We start from the raw sequence: 18,516 nt of genomic DNA on the forward strand, positions 1-18,516 counted from the left end.
GGCCACCACCACGCCGGCGCCCCGCCCGCCGGCGACGGTCGTTCCTTCGTAGATCATCGAGGAGCGGTCTGCCAGGTTGGCGGCTGCCACCGGTCCGGGCGATTTCGTGACCGGCATGGACTCGCCGGTCAGCGACGACTCGTCGACGTCGAGCCCCGTCGTCGACAGGAGCCGGCAGTCCGCGGGGACGACATCCCCGGCCCCGACCATGATGATGTCGCCCGGGACCAGGTCGTCCGCCGGCAGCTTGGTCTCCTCGCCGNCCCGCAGCNCCCGGGCCGGAACCGCCGAGACGGCGAACAGTCGGGCGAGTGCCCGGTCCGCCCGTATCTGCTGGACCGCGCCGGCGAACGCCGAGCCGATCGCGACGCTGAGCACCAGACCGGCGTCCAGCACGGAACCGGTCGCGGCCGACAGCGCGGCGCCGCCGAGGAGGACGGGGGTGAGCGGGTTGGCCAGTTCGGCCGCGAACGCCCGGACGAGGCTGGGCGCGGTCGCCTGCATCGACACCGCGCCGTCCTGGCGGCGTCGCGCCGCCTCCTCGGTGGACAGCCCACCCGGGCGGCTGTTGTCCAGCAGAGCCAGGCAGTCCTCGGCCGGCAGGATGTGCCACGGGGTACGGGGGACTGCGGGCGGCGGGGGGCGGCGACCCAGTTCCCGCGCCGCCCAGATCCCCTCGCCGAGGGCGGCGGTGACCGCCGCGGTGACCATTGTCATGGCCCGGGAGACCAGCCGCGGGTCGGCCCCGGTGAGCATGGCCAACGCACCGGCNCCCGAGCCCACCTGGGCGAGCCGCACCGCGTGCCGGCTCACCTGGGCGGCCGCGGCGACCGCCTCGATCACGAGGCTGGCGGCGGCCAGGTCATTCCCAACCAGGATGTGCGCCCCCCAGGCCGGCGAGCCGTCGTGGCCGTTCACGCCGACGCCGCAGTCCGCGGTGCCGACCGCGGCCCGTCGGCGGGACACGACCAGGACGCCGCCGCGCTCGGCCTGCAGACCGCGGATCGTCCCGACCAACCGGTCCCCCCCGGGTACCCCGGGAAGGTTGTTGGTGTCCTCCACTGTTCCGCCGGCGCCGGCGGGAGGGTCACCGGCGATGAACACCGCCCGCCCGGAACGGCGGCAGGCGGCCAGCAGGNGGNGGCTCCCCTCCGCTCGCCCGGGTTCGACCGACACGATGGCCATCAGCCTGCTGCCCTGAGCCAGACCGAGCACCGTGTCCGCCCCGGACCGGGCCAGTTCGCGGCGCTCCCGGACACCGGTCCGGCCGCGCAGGCCGAGCTGTTCCACCGGCCCGAGGGCCCAGCCCTCCGCGGTGGCGACGGCGCTGATACCGGCCGGACGGAACAGGGCGTGCGCGCGGACCGCGACGTCGCTGCGGTTCGCACCGGCCAGCGGCACGACGTCGGCGATTATGCGTTCCTCTCCGCGCAGGACGTCGGCGTCGATGACGATGGTGTCGACGCGGTCGAGCACCCGCAGGGCCGCCGAATCCATGACGTGGACGCCGCGGCGCGCCAGGACGCGGGTCAACTGGGCGGCGAAGCCCTCCCGCCCGACCCGGGCCGGGCGTGGCAGCGAGGTGGCGGCCAGCGCCACGGCACGGCGCGGATTCCCGGTGGCGGCGGTGGCGGCCGCGAACCCGCCGAGCCCGCCGAGCACGGCGAGGTCGGCGTAGCGCTCCACCGGACCGTCCGGCAGCGGTCGCGGCCGTTCGGTCACCACCGGCTCGGCCGCGGCCCAGTCCGGATGACCGAGCAGCCCGTCCCGAGCCGTCATGAAGGCGTCCCGGCGCGCACGCGCCTCGCCCAGCGCGACCATCCGGTAGCCGGCGTCGACCGCGAGACCGAGATTCCCCTGCGCCAGGGCGAGGGCACCGGCGTTGACCAGCCCGAGGACGACGTCGGCCCGGCCCGCGCCGAGCATCTGCTCCACCCACCGGCGCAGCCGGGGTTGGGTGTCGACGAGGGTGACCAGCGATGCGATCTCGATGGGCAGTGGCACCGCCCGGGCGAGCCGGCCCGCCGACGCCAGCGCGAACGCGACCCCGTCGGCCGCCAGTGCCGCGGCCGTCCGGCGGACCGGCGCCGCGAACCTCGCCACCGCTCCCGGCTTCGGTTCGAGCGCGACGCCCTCCACCCGGCCGAGGGCCGCGACCAGGTCGTCGAGGGTGGGGGGCGGTTCGGCGAGCCCGATCAGGACACATTGCAACGGCTCGTTGACCCGGGCCCACGCCACCCCGGGCTGATTCTCCAGTACTCGTTCCAGCTGCCGGCGACGGGATTCGCCGGCAGGCCCGGAGATCCCCCGGATCCCGAGACTGAGAAGGTGGTGGGCGTCGGCCCTCCCCCGCGGTTCGCCGGCCGCCGTGGAGCCGGCGATCTCGCGATCGGCGCCGTCGCGATCGGCGCCGTCGCGATCGACCCCGCGGGGCGTGGGGGGCCCGGGTGCGAGGGAACCGGGCTTTGAATCCGGACTCCACCCGGTCCGGGTATGGGCAAGAACCGTATGGGCGAGAACCGGCTGGGCCACCGCCCCCAGGAGGGCGCTCGGCACGCGCAGGACGGTCCGGGCTGCGGGCAGACGCATCCGCGCGGCCTCCTCCTCATCATTGCGTGATCATCGCGTGCGGCGGGCGCGGGCCACGGCTGCCTCGTAGTCCTAACCGACTACCCTCTCCGCACGCGTACTAACTGATCGTTCTAGGAGATCAGTTAGTACGAGGACCGGACGCCGTGGCTCTGCACCGCCCCCCGGGCGGTGGCCAGCGCCTGCGGTGAGAAGTTGATGTTGGACTGGTCCATGAAACTGAAGGCGAACAGCCCGTCCAGGCTGAGCTTGCGCACCTCGTCACCGGCGAGCAGGGCGTGCATGTCCGCGTCCCAGGCCGCCTGCGACCCCGACTTGAAATGCGCCACCATGACCGGGCCGTACTGTCCCAGCAGCTTCGTCATGTTCCGCACGTCGGCGGCGTTGGAATCGTTCCCCATCGCCTGGAAGCTCTGGAAGTCCGACGCCCGCAGCACGTCCGCGAAGTGTGTGATCAGAGAGCGGCCGCCGCCCTTCACCGGATCGTCCCAGCGGCTCTGCCAACCGCCCCAGCCCAGCGACACCCGGGCGTTGGGCGCCCCGGCATGGAAGATCTCCTGGGTCGCCAGNTAGCGGTCCTGCAGAGCCCGGTAGTAGTTCGTGGTCTCGGGTGTGGCGGCCCACTCGTTGGACTGGCACGGATATGTCTGCAGTTCGGTGAAGAGCGTGACGTAGAGCGCCGGGCCGTTCGCGGGTCCGGCGAAGATCGAGGCGAGCTCGCGGGCGTCGGTGAGAAAGGCGCCGGACAACGGGTACTCCCGGCCGCAGGCGGGGCCATGGGAGGTCTGGAAGGTCCCCACGCTGCCGGTGCCGTCGAGCCAGACGACGAGATGAATGCCGTGGCCGGAACGGTAGACCTCGGGAATCAGGTCCGCCCGCCACTTCCGTAGAAAGCTCAGGTCGCCCGGGCCGTTGTACCAGGTGGTGAGAAAGTCCAGGTTCCCGGCGAGCGGCGAGGCGAGGGCGCTGTCGAGCGCCGGCCCGAGACCAAAGCGCAGCTTGCCCGGCTGGGTCGCCGGGACGGGTCGGATTCCCGCCGCCAGCGCCCGGCCCCAGGGGCCGGGCCGCGGATCCCCTTCATCGTGTGGTGCATGGGCGCCGTGTGGTGCATGGGCGCCGGGTGGTGCATGGGCGCCGGGTGGTGCATGGGCGCCGGGTGGGCCGGGAAGGCTGGCCGCGCTGGTGGGCCCTGGTCTGTCCGGGCTACTGGGCCCGGCCGCGCTGCTGCCGTCGCGGCCGCGGTGTTCGTGACCGAGGGTCGCGACAAGAACAGCACTCATGGCGAGGAGGACGAGGACGAGTGCGCCGGGATGTCGCGGCATTCGACTACGTAGGGACACGATCCTCCTGCCGCGGTTGCCGGGTAGCGGCGAAATTGTAGTTGATTAGACGCGCATCGGAGTCATTCTTCGTGGGTGAGTCGAGCGGAGCGGGTGAGGGACTCTGACGGCGATGGTGACTTTCCGTAGTAATTTTCGCCGGGTTGTCGATGCTTGGCGTGAGCGATCTGTCGCCTAAGGGAAAATCCGCCTAGTGCCGGGTGAGTGCTCCTCCTTCCGGGTGTTCGATGATGGCGTTTCCTGACATCGCCCTGTGGCGTGCCCGGCGCGCCCGGCGCGGACGCCCGTGCGGAACCCCGGCTGAGCAGGAGGAGCATGACCGCCGACCCGGATCTTCGGATGAGCACCGCTCTCATCACCGGCGCATCCTCGGGCATCGGCGCGGCGTTCGCCGAGGCATACGCGGACCGTGGAGCCCGGCTCGTCCTCGTGGCGCCGTCCGAGCCGAGGCTGTGGATGGTCGCGGAGCGCCTCGGCGCCCGGTACGGCACCGAGGCGCACGTCATCGCGGTCGACCTCGCCGACGAGCGTGGTCCGGACCGCCTCGCCGAGGCGGTCGCCGAAGCGGGCCTGGAGGTCGACATCCTCGTCAACAACGCCGGGTTCGGGACACGCGGTCCCTACCACGAGCTGTCCGCCGACCGGGATCACCGTGAGGTGATGCTGAACGTGGTGGCTGTCGAACGGGTCGCGCACCTGTTCCTGCCGGGCATGGTGGCCCGGGGCCGCGGCACGGTCATCAACGTCTCCTCCACCTCGGGTTTCCAGGCCGTCCCGTACATGACCGTCTACGGGGCCTCGAAGGCCTTCGTCCTGTCGTTCTCGATCGGCCTGTGGGCCGAGTACCGCCGGCGGGGGGTGCGCGTCCTCGCGTTATGCCCCGGACCGACCGACACCGAGTTCTTCGAGGTGCTGGGAACCCGGATGTCCGCCGGTGGCCGGTTGCGGACCACGGACGAGGTGATCGCCACCGCGTTCCGTGCCCTCGACCGCGGCCAGCCGTACGTCATCGACGGACGGCTGAACTACCTGACCTCCAACGCCTCCCGGCTGCTGCCGCGCGGACTGGTCGCGCGGATCACCGAACGGGTACTGCGCCCCGGCCGCTCGCGGCCGCCGGACCCGTCGATGTCAGTCCGCCGAGTTCGGCCACCAGCTCGTAGGAGCGGATCCGGTCCGCCAGCCGGGTGACGTTGGTGACGACCATGACCTCGTCGGCACCCGTCTCGTCGAGCAGCGCGTCGATCCCCGCGCGAACCGTCACCGGGGAGCCGACGATGTGCGAGGCGGTGGCGGCCTCCGCGATCGACCGCTCCCGCGAGGTCCACGGGTAGGCGGCGGCCTCCTCTGGCGAAGGGAACACCCCGGGGCGGCCGCTACGCAGCCGCAGCATCGCCAGCCGCTGCGGTCCGGCCAGCCACTGCGCGTGCTCGTCGTCGGCGGCACAGAGCACCGCGGCGGCGACGATCGCATACGGTCGTTCCCGGCCGGGCGAGGGACGGAAGGACTTCCGGTAGAGCTCCAACGCCGGCACCGTGTTCACCGAGCTGAAATGGTGCGCGAACGCGAACGGCAGGCCGAGCATGCCGGCCACCTGGGCGCTGTAGCCACTCGATCCCAGCAACCAGATGGGCGGTACCTCGGCCCGCGGGAACGCGGTGACGCCGCGCCTCGGGTGCGAGTCGGGGAAATTCCCCCCGGCCAGAAAGGTCGTCAGTTCGGCGAGCTGCTCGGGGAAGTCGTCGATGGCCGACAGATCGCTGGTGCGGCGTAGAGCCCGGGCGGTCGCGGGATCGGTGCCGGGAGCACGGCCGACACCCAGATCGATCCGTCCCGGGAAGAGGGTGCCCAACGTGCCGAACTGTTCGGCGATGGCGAGTGGCGCATGGTTGGGCAGCATCACCCCACCGGACCCCACCCTGAGGGTGGTGGTGGCCGCGGCGACCTGACCGATGAGGATCGAGGTCGCCGAGCTCGCGATCCCCGGGATGCCATGATGCTCGGCCAACCAGTATCGGGTGTATCCGAGCCTTTCGGCATGTCGGGCGAGTTCGAGTGTCCCGTGGACCGCGTCGGTGGCGGGGACGCCGGTGCCCACCGGGACGAGATCCAACACGGACAGGGGGACAGGTCGGGCCGGGCTCACGGCTGGTTACAACGAAGCATCCGGCCGCGCTCTTCCCGGGGTACTTCCCCGGGCACCCCGGGGGCCATCAGCCGCCGACCGTCTCCATGTAGTCCTCGGCCACCTCGTCGAGATCGTCCGTCGGATAACCGAGGGCGACGCGCACCCGCCGCCGGCCGACCAGCAGGAGATCGAGCATGAAGTCGGGGACCGTGGCGTGCTCGCAGCGGTGGTAGCCCATGGTGAACCAGGCGTGGGCGTCGGTGAGCAGACCGATTGACTCCAGGCTCTCGGCCACGGCCTCGTAGACGCCCGGATCGACCGACCGGGACGCCTTCAGCTCGGCCCGCAGCGCGGCCGCGTCGTCCTGCTGACCGTTGCGCAGCAGGCCGTCATGCAGCCAGACGCGGGGATCGACCGGGCACTTGCCGCCGTCCGCCACCGCCGCCCGGTAGCAGCGGATCGCCTCGTCCCAGTCGTCCGCGAGCCCGTACTGGCTGCCCGCGTCGACCAGCAGGGATGCCCGGGTGACGCGTTCGCTGTGCGTCTCGCTCCGTTCGGCCAGGGCCTCCAGAGTGGCCGCCGCGCCGCGATGGTCGCCGTTTCCCGCGGCCTTGAAGACGATCTCGTCTACGTCGTCATCCGAAAGGCCGTCATCCGAAAGCATGGGAATATTGTCACCCCCGGTTGNGGGGCCGGCACGCGGGCGGCGTGCTCTTCGATGGCGGTCTCATATGGTACCCGTCAGCCGGATCGGTACCCGTCAGCCGGATCAGGATCGACGGGCCATCTTGAGGGTCTTCTCCAACTGCTCGCGGTCCACCTCGGCGACCCGGCCGTTCGTCGGGACGGTCGGGATGTGGCCACCGCCGAGGACGAGGTCGGTGGTGTGCCGCAGGCCCATGTCCTTCTGCTCCACGTCAAGGATGGCCTCCTCGACCCGGTAGANCTTCTCGATCCTGGAGACCTTCGCCTCGACCTGGGCCGCGACGATGCGCAGCCGCCGTTCGGCCTTGGCCAGCCGCCGTTCGAGCCGACGGTCGACGATGTTGGGCATCGGCTCGTCCCGTTCCGTCGGGNCGTGCAGGNAGAGCTCGACCGCGACGGCGACCAGCGGGATCAACGCCTGGAACACGATCACCGCGCCGCCGGTGCTCTCGCTGGCCGATCCCTGGGTGCGCACCAGCACTCCGGCGATGGACAGCAGCAGGAAGATCGCGGTGGTGAGGGTCAAGGCCAGCGGCGACGACTTCGACTCCACCAGCTGCTCGCGGATCTCCGGATCGATCTTGAACCGGCCCGCGTCGGCGTCGGCGAGCATCTGCTTCTGGGCCCGTGCGAGGATCGACGCCTTGATGCCGTGGGCGAGCGCCNCCCCGGCGATGAACACGGCGACCCCCAGCAGGCCGCCCAGCCACCATTCGGGCCCGTACCCGCCGACGTCAGCGAGGACGGCGTAGGACTGGGCGAAGACGTAGAAGTCCAGCGCCGCGAGCACCGTCAGCACCGCGGCCCGGGCCGGGCCCGCCAGTGCCATCTGCGGGATGCGTTCCTGCACCCCGACGCTGCGCCACAGCCGGCCCTGCTCGACCTTGTTCTTGATCAGCTCGGTCCGCCGCTCTCGGCGTTCGGCCCGGGAGTCGATCTCCATCCGGAGCTCGGCGATCAGCTCTTCCAGGGTCCGTCCGTCGGCCCGGACCGCGGCGCGGACCTCCTGGACCTCCGCGTCCTCGAGGCTCTTGAGGACCTTCGGGCGGGTCTCGGCGCCCGCCAGCGCAATGTCGGCGTCTCCCACCCGGCGGATGAGCTGCTTGGCCAGACGCCCTGGCTGGTTTCCCCTACGCAGCACCTTGGAGGTTCCTACTTTCCGATCTCGGNCCTTCCGGGTTCGACCGGACGGGTTCGACGGGACATTCGACGAGAGGTTCCACGGAGCTGTCGGCCTCGTCGGCTGCTGGTCGGTGTGGTTGGCGTGGTCGGCCGGTCAGTCGATCGGACGGGCGAAGGTGCCGCCGACGAAGCAGAGCATGGCGCAGACGATGCCGAGCACCGAGGCGACCATCGCCTCGCGCGCACCCTGGGCCTCGTCACCGGAGAAGACCATGGTCAGTACGAGCGTGCCGACCCCGACGACCGCACCGACGGCCCCCAGCAGGAACCGTCGCTGGATGGTCTCCCGCGGCGGCAGCCTGGACAGCGCGTCGATCGGGGCGATCCGGCCGGCCCGGGCCTGGTTGCCCACACGGCGGCGGATGTCGCGCAGTCGGAAGGTGTTCCCGGTGATGAAGAAGCTGAGCGCGGTCACGATCATCGAGCCGGTGACGGAGACCTTCGCGAACGGCGACGACAGGGTCAGCCAGACCCAGATCTCCAGCACCGCGAGCATGAGCAGACAGCTGGTGATCACGACCGTCGAGCGCATGAGGGCCGGGCTGAAATGCTGCTCCTCGGGCTCGTGAAGAACACCCATGGGTCGCCTCCTTGCGTGGGTTTCCACCGGTGCTGTCGCGATCATCAGTGGCTCGGACGTGTCGGCGTGGTGCGCGCCGCGGCGGATGCGGACGGGGNGTTCCGGGATCTCGGGTGCTCCGGCGACGGTCGCGGCCGGACTTGAGGTGGCGGTGAGAGTGGTCAGTGCAGTGCCGCTTTCGATGGGGCCGGGCTGGTCGGGGGCATGAGGATGATGACGCCGGGTGTCCGGCCGGGGCGGGGCCGTCCTAGCTGCAGTCACTGCTGATCCGTCGGCACAGCTCGCCCTTGAGGTAACGGGCGAGGTCCTGCTGCGGGCGGTCCGCTGATCCCTCGTTGACGCCGATGAAACGCACCCTGTCGTTTCCGACGGAGGTGATCTGCCGCGTCTCGAAGCACCGTTTGACCAGTGCCTCGGCGATCGACACGGAGGCCTTCTTACCGTCGACGTTGAGGCAGTCGGACTCCTGGCCGGTCCCCAGGAGGTCCGTCCAGACCAGCACGGTCACCTCGTTGACCTTCACATCGGGCGTGGAACGGACGGCGTTGATCTCGTCGTTGATGCCGGCGAGCAGGCCCGTCACGCTGCCCTTCGGGCTGACCCGCTCGGTTTGGACGATGTGGTCGATCTCCTGACTGAGCACCTTCGACGCGGCGAGCCGGTCCTTCTCCTCGCGTCGGTCGTTGTTCCGAGTGATCTGGAACATCCGGTCACCGTGGAAGCAGTCCGAGTAGGTCATCGGGCCGCCGCCGCTGGCGACCAGCCGGATGTACTCGCCGTTCTTCAGCGCGGTGTCGAGATAGGGCTGGGTCCGGGCGGTCACCCGCCCGGCCGTCTCGGGCGAGTTGTCGGACAGGTCGAGAAGGATCAGTAGCAGGGGTGCGCCGTTGTCCGGGGCCTTCTCCTGGTATCGGGTGCAGTCCAACGGAGCGGAGGCGTCGGCCCTGCCCAGCAGACCGCCGGTGTTGCAGGCGGTGAGCATCGGCATCGCGAGCAGCGTCGCCGCGACCAGACCGGCGAGCCGCCTGCGCCGGGCCCGTCGCCGCGGCCCGGCAACCATCAGATCGTCCTCGGTGGCATCCTCGGCCGCCACCGTGGGAGCGACGGGAACAGCGACGGGAACATTGCTCGTCATCGCAGCACGATCTCCACTCGGCGCCGGCTCGCGTCGGCGACGCCGTCCTGCGCGCCTTCCTCGCCCTTGCCCTCGACCTCCAGCACCGAGCCGGGGATGCCCTGAGTAGCAAGCCACGACTCGACCGCCTTGGCGCGATCCTGCGACAGCCGCAGGTTGTCCTCGGTCCGACCCAGCCCATCGCTGTACCCGATGACCGCGATGTGGCCGGGGTGTTCACGGATCGACGGCAGAATCTGCCCCAACGCGGTCACGGCCTCCCTCCGGAGCTCACTGCTGTTCGAGTCGAACAGGTAGTCAGCGCTGACCGTCGTCACCTGGCTGCCGTCCGGCTGGGTGATGAACTTGCTCAACGGTGGCAACGGATCAGCCGCGACGGCAGGCGCGATCCGGGTAGCCCGTGGCGCCGGAGTGAACGAGGCGGTGTCGCCGCCGCTGGAGGAGCACCCGGCCACGAGCCCCAGCGCCGCTGTCATGACCACGCCCGCGCACGTGCGGACGGCCGGATTGCCGCGTCGCCTGAACGTGGCATCTCCGGGTGTGGAGTGAGCGTGATACACGGTCTGCCCCTAACGGCGAATCCGGGGCTCACCATAACGGGGGGGATCGGGCCGTCTCACCGCACCCTGGGGCGTTGTTCGCATAGTGTGTCAGCCCGTCGCGGCGTTGAGTCGGTGGCCTGGTACGCGCCGCATCCATGCTGATCGGCACCCGAGGCCCCGGAAGGGAGCTGGGTTACGAAGATCGAGGTGGAGGGGACGTATCCGCCCCGGATCGGTCCCCATTGCCCCCAGGCCCGCTCCTGGCCAGGAGGCCATTCCGGCTCGATGACGTCGAGCAGGATCAATCCCGCGGCGACGATCTCGCGGACCCGGTCGCCCATTGTGCGGTGCGTCTCGGTGTAGATCGCGCTGCCCTGCTCGTCATGCTCGGTGTAGGCGCGTCGGTCGAAGTAGCTGTGGAAGACCCGCAGGCCGTTCTCGTCCGGGTCATCCGGCAGGCACCAGACGAACGGATGGGTCGTGGAGAACACCCAGCGGCCGCCCGGCCGCAGCACCCGGGCGATCTCCCGCATCACGGTGCCACTGTCGGCGACGAACGGGACCGCGCCGAACGCCGAGCAGGCCACGTCCACGCTGGCGGCCGCGAACGGGAGCGCCGTGGCGTCCGCCTGGACGAGCGGCACATCGATACCGGTGCGGATCCCGAGCGCGCGGGCCTGGTCCAGCTGTCCGCCGGACAGGTCGAATCCCACCACCCGGGCGCCCTGCCCGCGCAGCCAGCGGGCGCACTGCGCGCCGCCGCAGCCGACTTCCAGGACCACCTTGCCGGCGACGTCGCCGAGCAACCCGATCTCGGACTCCCGCAGTCCCTCCGGGCACCAGCAGAAGTCGCTGTCGCCGAGGAACGCGCCGTGCTCCGACTGGTAGTCCGCCGCGGCATCGTCCCAGTAGAAGCGGCTCGCCCGGCGGGCCGTGTCCGGGTCGATGTCACGGTAGCCGTAGGCCGGCAGCGGCGCGGAACCGTCCTGATCGGTGTGGCTTGGGCCGGTGTGGCTTGGGCCGGTGTGGCTTGGGCCGGTGTGGCTTGGGCCGGTGTGGCTCGGACTGGTGCGGTCGGTCGGGCCGGTGGTGCCGATGCTGTCGATTGTGCCGGTGCTGTCGGCGATGTTGTCTGGACTTTCCACGGTGACCCATGCTGGCATCCGGACCCGCGGCCACTCCGCTCGGGATGGGCGTTCAGGTCACGACCGGGGCCTGTTTACGGAGCGTGATGGGTGACGGCCGCGCCGATCACCGCGCGGTCCTCGGTGATGGTGACCGGCGTGTACACCACCACGCCGGCGGGATTGCGGTCGACGAGACGTCCGCGGCGGCTCTCCCCGACAAGACGGGCCCGGCCCTCCAGCGACCCCACGCCCACCTCGTGGTCGGCCGGGCCGAACGGGCCGGTACCGACCAGCCCGGCCTGCTCGGGAACCTCGGTCACGTAGATCCGCACGATCGCTCCGGGCACGGTCGTCCAGCGCAGGACGGTGCCGCCCAGGGTGGAACGGGCCTCCAGATCCACCACCGCGCGCGGCCGTGCGACGACCCGCACCAGTACCTCCGCGGCACCCGACGGGGCGACGAGACTATCCGAGGCGTCCGCTCCGGCGACCCACACCTGGTAGCGGTAGATCGCGCCGGGCGCGGTGTCCTGGTCGAGGAAATAGCCGTCGGATCCGCGGAACCGGCGCTTCGCGCCCGACAGCGGGGAGGTCTCGGCGAAGGTCCGTTCGATGACGATGCAGCCCTGCCCCGGAACCGGTCGCCAGGACAGCGCGACCGCGTCGTCGATCATGCTCGCCCGCAGCGCCGTGACGGGCGGGAAGAGCGTGCGGGTCGGGGTGCGGACCGGTACGGACCGCAGCTGGCCGGATTCGCCGGACACCGTGGTGACCACCTCGTGCCAGTGCGGGACGCCCCTGGGCACGCCGGCGTCGAACAGCTCGGTGGCCGTGGTGATGCCCAGGCTGCGTTCGCGGCGGCCGCCGGGGGCCGTGGGGTCGACAAGAACACGCGACACCCGGTAGGAGGCGCCCTGCGTGGTCGATGGTTCCCATCGGAGCAGGACCGCGCCGTCCTGCTCCACCGCGGTGAGCTCCGTCGGGGCGGCAGGACGGCCGATCTGCGGCGCGCCGGGATCGACGTGTCCGCTGGGCGCCTGGCTGGGCGCCTGGCCGGGCACCTGGCTGGGCGCCTGGCCGGGCACCTGGCTGGGCGCCGCTCTGGCGGTGGGCCCTGGATGCCAGGACAGCTCGTCAACGTGGGCCGCCCGACGCGGCGGATCGGCCTGGGCCGCCCGGGCGAGCAGCTCGTGCGCCCGGGCCGGGGTCATCCGCCGGCCGGGGTCCTTCTCCAACAGGCCGTCGAGCACCGCGGCCAGCTCGCCGGCCCGGTGCGCCTGGGCGGGCGGCTGCAGCAGGATGGCCGCGAGCATCGCGCCGAACGTGTCCCGCTCGAACGGCGGCCGGCCCTCGACGGCGAAGTACAGCGTGCCGCCCAGGCTGAACAGGTCCGCCTCGAAGGTGGCGGGCTGGTTGTTCAGCCGCTCCGGCGCCATGTAGAGGGGGGTCCCGAGGACACCGGTGACGGTGAGGGTCGGGTCGCCGTCGCCGGTGGCGATGCCGAAGTCGGTGAGCACGACCCGTCCATCGGTCCCGATCAGGACGTTCGACGGCTTGACGTCACGGTGAACGATGCCATGCGCCCGTGCCGCGACGAGGGCATCGAGCACCGCGGTCCCGATCCGGGCGACCTCGGCAACGGGCAGGGGCCCGTCGGACCGGACCACCTCGAACAGGGACCGGGACGGCACGAGCTCCATCACGATCCAGGGCAGGCCGTTNTCCAGGAGCACGTCGAGGATGGTGACGACATGCGGATGGCCGCGAAGCTTGGCCGCATGGCGCGCCTCCCGCAGGGCGCGTTCGACCNGGTCTGCGCGTTCGGCCTCGGCGACTCCGCCGGCGAACTCGATCTCCTTGAGGGCCGCCTCGGTCTCCAGCACGGAGTCGAAGGCACGCCACACCGTCCCCATCGCACCCGCACCCAGCCGCGCGACGAGTCGGTATCGGCCCGCCACCATACGGTTGCCTACCGGAACGGTAGCCACGACACCCCCTTGGCTTCCTCCATTGTCGCAGGACAGCTTCCCAGGTGGACGGAAATATCGAGACGCTGCCGAGCAGCCCGCTCGCCGGGGTCGGGTCGGGTGACCCCGGGCTGGGCCGGGGTTGGGTCGGTCAGGACGGGTCGGGGCGTTCCGGCACGAGGTGCTGGCCGGGGGCCGCGGCGCCGTGCAGGCGCAGGGTCGCCCCGGCGGCGTCCGTGCCGGCTTCCCCACCGGTGTTCGTACGGGATACCGGGTGGGTCGGTTCCAGGAGCCGGTGTGACCCCACCGGCTCACCCGGTCCGTCGGTTCCAGGCCGATCCCCCGGGGCCGGCCGGGACGGCGCCATGGCGCCCGCGAAGGCCGTGGCGACGATCAGGGCGCCGGCGACCGACAGCAGCACGCGATTCGGCTCGTCAACATCCAGGACGCGCGCGAGCAGCAGACCGATCCCCGACCCGCTCACCGCCGCGGCCACGGTCGTCAGGACACCGATCCGCCGGTCGCTCAGGAAGATCATTTGCCCGCAGATGAGGCCGATTATCGCGGCGGCCACCGGCCCCACGACGGCATGGCCGGTCCGCTCGGTTTCGGCGGCCCAGACCCCGACCGTGGCGGCCAGACCGGTCAGGGCGAGCAGCGCGGTCAGGACCGATGGCCGTGACGAGGACGGGGATGGCCGTGACGGATGCGCGGGCCCGACTGCGGGGAATGACGGCGTCGGGACGGGTGAGGGTGTGGGGGGAGGGGTTGCCGGCGGGCCGGGATTCGGGGTCGGCCGGGTCTGCTCGCGGTTCGGTTCCGCACCCGTGACCGGGGGGACGTCGTTGCTGGCGTCGGCCGTCTCCTCGGGGGAGAGCCGCTGGGTGAGCAGGCGGACGAGCTCGCCGGCGGAGGGCCGGTGCCCGGGGTTCTTCGTCAGGGCCTGACGAACGGGACCGAGCAGCCGCTCGGGCACGCCGTCGAGCTCCGGCTCGGTCGAGCTGATGTGCAGCGCCACGATCTCCGGCGCCTCGCCGCGGAAGGGCCGCCGCCCGGTCGCGGCGAAGACCACGCAGCATCCCCAGGCGAAGACGTCCGCGGCCGATCCCGCCTGCTGGCCGTTGATCTGCTCGGGGGCCATCCAGACCACGGTCCCGACGAGTTCGCCCGCCTGGGTGTAGCCGGTGTAGTCGGCCGACCGGGCCACCCCGAAGTCGATGACCTTGGGACCGGCCCAGGACATCACGATGTTCGCCGGTTTGAGGTCGCGATGCACCACGCTGGCGGCGTGGATCGCCTCGAGGGCCGCGGCGAGACCGATCGCGAGCCCATCCAGAGGGCGGCCCGTGAGCGGGCCGCCCTCCTGGACGGCGGCGCGCAGGGTGGGGCCCGCCACGTATTCGGTCGCGAGCCAGGGCTTCGGCCCGTCCACCTCGGCCCTGATCACCCGGGCGACGGTGTCGGCTCGCACATGCCGGGCAGCCGAGACCTCGGAACGGAAGCGGGCNCGGAACTCGGGGTCACTGGCATGCACCTCGTGCGGCACCTTCACCGCGACGGGCTGGTCGTCCGGTCCGAATCCCAGGTAAACAACGCCCATGCCGCCGGCGCCGATGCGATTGTGCAGGCGATAGGGCCCCATCACCCGCGGGTCGGTGTCGTTCAGTGGTCGTAGCACGGCTGGTCCTCGAGCGTCCCTGTCCCCGGCGGCACTGCCTTTGGTGGCGCTGTCACGTTGGTGGCGCTGTCACGTCGCACCACAGCCCGGTGGCCGTCGGAATCTCTGAACGTAGTATTCCGCGGCGGCCCGATGCAGCGGTATATAGCAGAAAAGTGGCCCTTCGTAGACGGACAGCGCGTCCGGGACCGTCCGTCCCCCGGGGTTGTCGCCCCACAGCTCCTTCGCGTAGTCCTGCGGATCCCGGAACAGTTCGGCGGTCGCCCGCCTGACCAGCACCGGATCGGCGTCCGCATGGGCGAGCAGGCCGTTGGGGATCGTGACGGTCCGGACCGGCGAGATCCCCCGGTAGTCGTCGGGTCCGAGGCTTCCGGTGCCGAAGACCGGCCCGGCGAAGAAGTGCCCGCGGGACCGGTAGAACTGGTCCCAGTCGGCGGTGATGCCGTCCTGGTAGCTGGACAGGTCGAGCAGGCGCAGCCTGGCGCCACTGGCGATGGCGTTCTTGATCTGCCGGGTTCCGGCTCCGCCCGCCCAGACCACCGCGTCCACCTTCCCGGCGGACAGGCGGCGCAGGGCCTCGTCGATGGAGGATTCGTCCAGTTCGCCGCGGCAGTCCTCGGACAGGGCCACCCGCAGGAGCACCTCGCTGATCTGCCGGACCCCCGATCCCGACCGGCCGGCGGCGATGGGTCGGTGGCAGAGATCGGCGAAGCGGGTGATGTCGACGTCATCCGACCTGCTGGTGGGGTCGCGCACGATCACGTGCAGCAGGTCCTGATGGACGGGTCCGATGGTGCGCAGACCCGCCACCGGGTGGCCACCGCGGTTCGGATCGAACTGGTTGACCCCCTCCGCCGCGTCGACCGTCGTGTTGAGCTGCGCGATCGCCAACCCGCAGACGCGGCTGTCGGGTGATTCCAGGTTATAGATGTTCTCCGTGGAACCCGCCGTTTCCACGACGTCCACGTCGAAGTGTTCCGGGGCGGCTTGCAACCGGGTCCGCAGTACCCGGGCAAACTGGTTGTAGGGTGACCCGACACTGCCAGTGAAGATCTGTACCGAAGTGCAGGCGGATCGGCCCGCCGGCGGCCAGGCGGCCGCCCTGGAACGATCGGACGTGGTAATGAGCAAAGTGACGACGGCGACGGCGAGAACCACACCGATCACCACGGTGAGGCGTTGCCGTCGGGTCAGCCTTTCCGGCCGGGACCCGGCCGGTTGGTCCGTCGACACCGCGCATCCTCCGCTCTGGGATGTGGATCATTGACGACCATGGTCGCGGAATGCGGGAAATCGTAGAGGAATCGGCAGAGCAGGTTCACAGCCGGGGGTGCGGTGGTAAAGCGCCCCGCTGCCAGCTTCTCGGAAACTCTTCCGGAGCGCGATTCCCGGCGGGCCTTCGGGCTTGTCCGGTGGACGACACGGGGTCACCGGTGGCGAGGCCAACGTCCGGCTTCCCGGCCTGGGAGCCACAGGTCGACCCCGCCGACCCGGCTGGGAGCCGCGCCGACGAGCTCGCGCAGCAGCGTGCGTAGCTCGGCGGTCCGCCGCGCCGGTCCCAGCACGACGGCGTCCGGGGCGAGCCGTTTGTAGGCCGCCCGCAGCCGCGGCGATCCCGACATGGCAGCGGCGGTCGTCGCGCCGTTGTCGATGTCGATGAGGGCGGACGTCAGCGCGTCCGGCGGGCTGTGGAACGCCGCCCGGCCATCGGGCCCGGGGACGGTGCAGTAGCAGCCGGGGATGACGAACCGGAAGTTCGCCCTGGCCTGCCACAGCATGGCCTCGGCGTTCTGGGGATGGGGAAAGGGGACGACGAGTGCGGTGGCACCCTGCGGAATCAGGGTCACCCCGTCACTGGTGAAGAACGCGGGCGTCGTCATCGACGTGGTGAGCATCGGGGCGGGGACGAGCGCCACCAGGGCCGCGAGTGTCAGCAGGCCGGCTCCCAGCCGGACGGTCCTGGTCCGGACCCGAGCGGGGATCTCCCGTCCGGGGTCCGGATCGGCGGGCACCNTCCGGTCCGACGCCAGCCGGNCAANCCCGGTCGCCACCACGATGGCCGCGCACATCATCACGTATAACGCCAGGCGGGAGGGCAACACGTTGCCGAGTACCGGCACGTGCTGAAGGGGCAGCCACGGGAGGGGAACGCCGGTGTCCCGGCCGTCGACATGCAGGTGACCACCGAGTGAGAGCACGGCCATGACCACGCCGAGCGGAGCGAACACCCCGACCGGCGGAGGCCGGCGCGCGCCGCCCGTCGCGACGACGACCACGACGACCACGACGACCAGAACGATCAGTGGAGCGCCCAGGTAACCGCTGACCTCGACCGCGTTCCCCGTGAAACCGAGGCTGTGGCGCAGCGCGCCGTCNGGGGCGACGGCCTGCATGGGCGTCGGCGTGACGAAGGTCAGCAGATCCGTCACGGCGATTCCATCGGGTTGGATCGAGCCATGGATCCGCTGGGCACCCAGGAACTGGGTGCCCAGCGGCCAGGCGAGCGCGACCGCGGCGACCCCGCCGGCCGTGGCGAGGCCGCTCAGGGCCGGTCGTAGCCGCGATCGGATCCGATCGCGATGACGTACGGCGAGGATCACAAGGCCGAACGTGGCTGCCAGCGCGGATGTGGCGAGCAGCTCCTCGCCGATCAGCGCCTGGGCGATGATCGCCAGGCCGAGCAGGACGCCGGTGCGCCGCGGCCCCCGCCCGCGGACCACGAGATCGTCGAGGAGCAGCAGGAGAACCGGCGGGAACGGCGCGAAGGTCAGATGCAGATGACCGTAGGACGCGCCGATCATGTGCGGTCCGAAGCCGTACAGCAGGCCCGCCAGCGCCGCCGGTCCCGGACGTACCCATCGGCGCAGCACCCAGAACAGGGCGAATCCGCTGATCACGGGCGCCAGAGTCAGCAGCACCGTCAGCGTGGTCACGGGGCCGCCCAGCAGCGTGATCGGTGCGGCCAGCGCGCCCAGTAGGAGCACGGGTGTGCTCCACAGGACGTCGGCCCCGTCGGGGGCGTTGATGTGGTGCGTCAGGAACGGGTTGAGCCCGTCGGCGAGCGCGTGCGGCGTCCAGCCGAGGAACCAGGCGAACAGCATGGCGTCGTTGCCGCCGTAGGAGACGTTCCCGAGATTCCCCCACGCGGAGTGGAAGATGCCGATGGCCACCGCCAGGTATCCCACCGCGACCAACAGCGGCGGAGGAACCTGGATCCGCCAGGACCGGATCTCCGGCGCCGGGCGTGCACTGTGGCCGGGAGCATGATCGGTACCGTGACCGGAGATGCCTTCGGCGGCCCCAGCGGTTTCGGATTGCGTCACGACGGCCCCCCTCGTGTGCCCGTAGACCCCGATCCGCCCCCTGCGGACGGGATGTACGGGGCGTTCACGACCATAGTCGCCCTGATTGCCTCCGTAGCTACATAACGTGATGATTTGGCGGTATGGGGTGACGGTCCACCCGCGACACGGCACAGGGAGGGATACCCGCCGGGGGAGAGTTCCTCAGCCGGCTGCGGAAACCCTCGCCGGTTTTCCGGGA

General features: G+C 71.2%; 14 protein-coding genes. 1 reads left to right on the forward strand and 13 read right to left on the reverse strand.

The features are described from left to right. Both CED_RS25200 and CED_RS09215 read right to left on the reverse strand, forming a co-directional pair. Nucleotides 1-2,589 (reverse strand): cation-transporting P-type ATPase (locus CED_RS25200; RefSeq protein WP_255361098.1); only part of this gene is annotated, 2,589 nt, incomplete at its 3' end. A gap of 125 nt (nucleotides 2,590-2,714) precedes the next feature. Next, nucleotides 2,715-3,929, reverse strand: a complete 1,215-nt coding sequence (locus tag CED_RS09215; RefSeq protein ID WP_235186982.1) for a hypothetical protein — start codon at nucleotides 3,927-3,929, stop codon at nucleotides 2,715-2,717. Between the two features lie 315 nt (nucleotides 3,930-4,244). Here CED_RS09215 and CED_RS09220 point away from each other — a divergent pair, with 315 nt between their 5' ends. Further along, a complete protein-coding gene (locus CED_RS09220; protein WP_011434816.1) occupies nucleotides 4,245-5,120 on the forward strand; it encodes an SDR family oxidoreductase in 876 nt (291 codons plus the stop codon). Here CED_RS09220 and CED_RS09225 read toward each other — a convergent pair. From CED_RS09225 to CED_RS09275, 11 genes are all read right to left on the reverse strand, one after another. Next, entirely contained in the window at nucleotides 5,008-6,075 is a 1,068-nt protein-coding gene (locus CED_RS09225) for an LLM class flavin-dependent oxidoreductase (protein ID WP_011434817.1), read from the reverse strand. The two genes, CED_RS09220 and CED_RS09225, sit on opposite strands and share 113 nt — an antisense overlap. A gap of 67 nt (nucleotides 6,076-6,142) precedes the next feature. Then, nucleotides 6,143-6,721 carry a hypothetical protein gene (locus CED_RS09230; protein WP_011434818.1) on the reverse strand — a complete coding sequence of 193 codons (579 nt, stop codon included), beginning with the start codon at nucleotides 6,719-6,721 and terminating at the stop codon, nucleotides 6,143-6,145. Between the two features lie 105 nt (nucleotides 6,722-6,826). Beyond that, nucleotides 6,827-7,903 carry a hypothetical protein gene (locus CED_RS09235; RefSeq protein WP_035909858.1) on the reverse strand — a complete coding sequence of 359 codons (1,077 nt, stop codon included), beginning with the start codon at nucleotides 7,901-7,903 and terminating at the stop codon, nucleotides 6,827-6,829. A gap of 135 nt (nucleotides 7,904-8,038) precedes the next feature. Continuing rightward, entirely contained in the window at nucleotides 8,039-8,524 is a 486-nt protein-coding gene (locus CED_RS09240; protein WP_011434820.1) for a hypothetical protein, read from the reverse strand. A 247-nt stretch (nucleotides 8,525-8,771) separates the two neighbouring features. Next, nucleotides 8,772-9,659, reverse strand: coding sequence for a hypothetical protein (locus CED_RS09245; protein WP_035909860.1), 888 nt, complete (start codon nucleotides 9,657-9,659; stop codon nucleotides 8,772-8,774). Continuing rightward, nucleotides 9,656-10,135: an OmpA family protein gene (locus CED_RS09250; protein WP_232235168.1), complete on the reverse strand. Its 480-nt coding sequence runs from the start codon at nucleotides 10,133-10,135 to the stop codon at nucleotides 9,656-9,658. Before CED_RS09250 ends, CED_RS09245 begins: the two co-directional genes overlap by 4 nt. Nucleotides 10,136-10,275: 140 nt before the next feature. Beyond that, nucleotides 10,276-11,364, reverse strand: a complete 1,089-nt coding sequence (locus CED_RS09255) for a class I SAM-dependent methyltransferase (protein WP_011434823.1) — start codon at nucleotides 11,362-11,364, stop codon at nucleotides 10,276-10,278. Between the two features lie 56 nt (nucleotides 11,365-11,420). Then, nucleotides 11,421-13,316, reverse strand: a complete 1,896-nt coding sequence (locus CED_RS09260) for a serine/threonine-protein kinase (protein WP_035909862.1) — start codon at nucleotides 13,314-13,316, stop codon at nucleotides 11,421-11,423. Nucleotides 13,317-13,446: 130 nt separating this feature from the next. Beyond that, nucleotides 13,447-14,973 (reverse strand): serine/threonine-protein kinase, encoded by a 1,527-nt coding sequence (locus CED_RS09265; protein ID WP_011434825.1) that lies wholly within the window; start codon nucleotides 14,971-14,973, stop codon nucleotides 13,447-13,449. 69 nt (nucleotides 14,974-15,042) lie between these two features. Continuing rightward, nucleotides 15,043-16,206: a TAXI family TRAP transporter solute-binding subunit gene (locus tag CED_RS09270; RefSeq protein WP_035909864.1), complete on the reverse strand. Its 1,164-nt coding sequence runs from the start codon at nucleotides 16,204-16,206 to the stop codon at nucleotides 15,043-15,045. Between the two features lie 194 nt (nucleotides 16,207-16,400). Then, nucleotides 16,401-18,296 carry a hypothetical protein gene (locus CED_RS09275; protein WP_235186983.1) on the reverse strand — a complete coding sequence of 632 codons (1,896 nt, stop codon included), beginning with the start codon at nucleotides 18,294-18,296 and terminating at the stop codon, nucleotides 16,401-16,403. Nucleotides 18,297-18,516: the final 220 nt, after the last annotated feature.

It is taken from the genome of Frankia sp. CeD, from assembly GCF_000732115.1.
GTDB classification, from domain to species: Bacteria; Actinomycetota; Actinomycetes; order Frankiales; family Frankiaceae; genus Frankia; species Frankia casuarinae.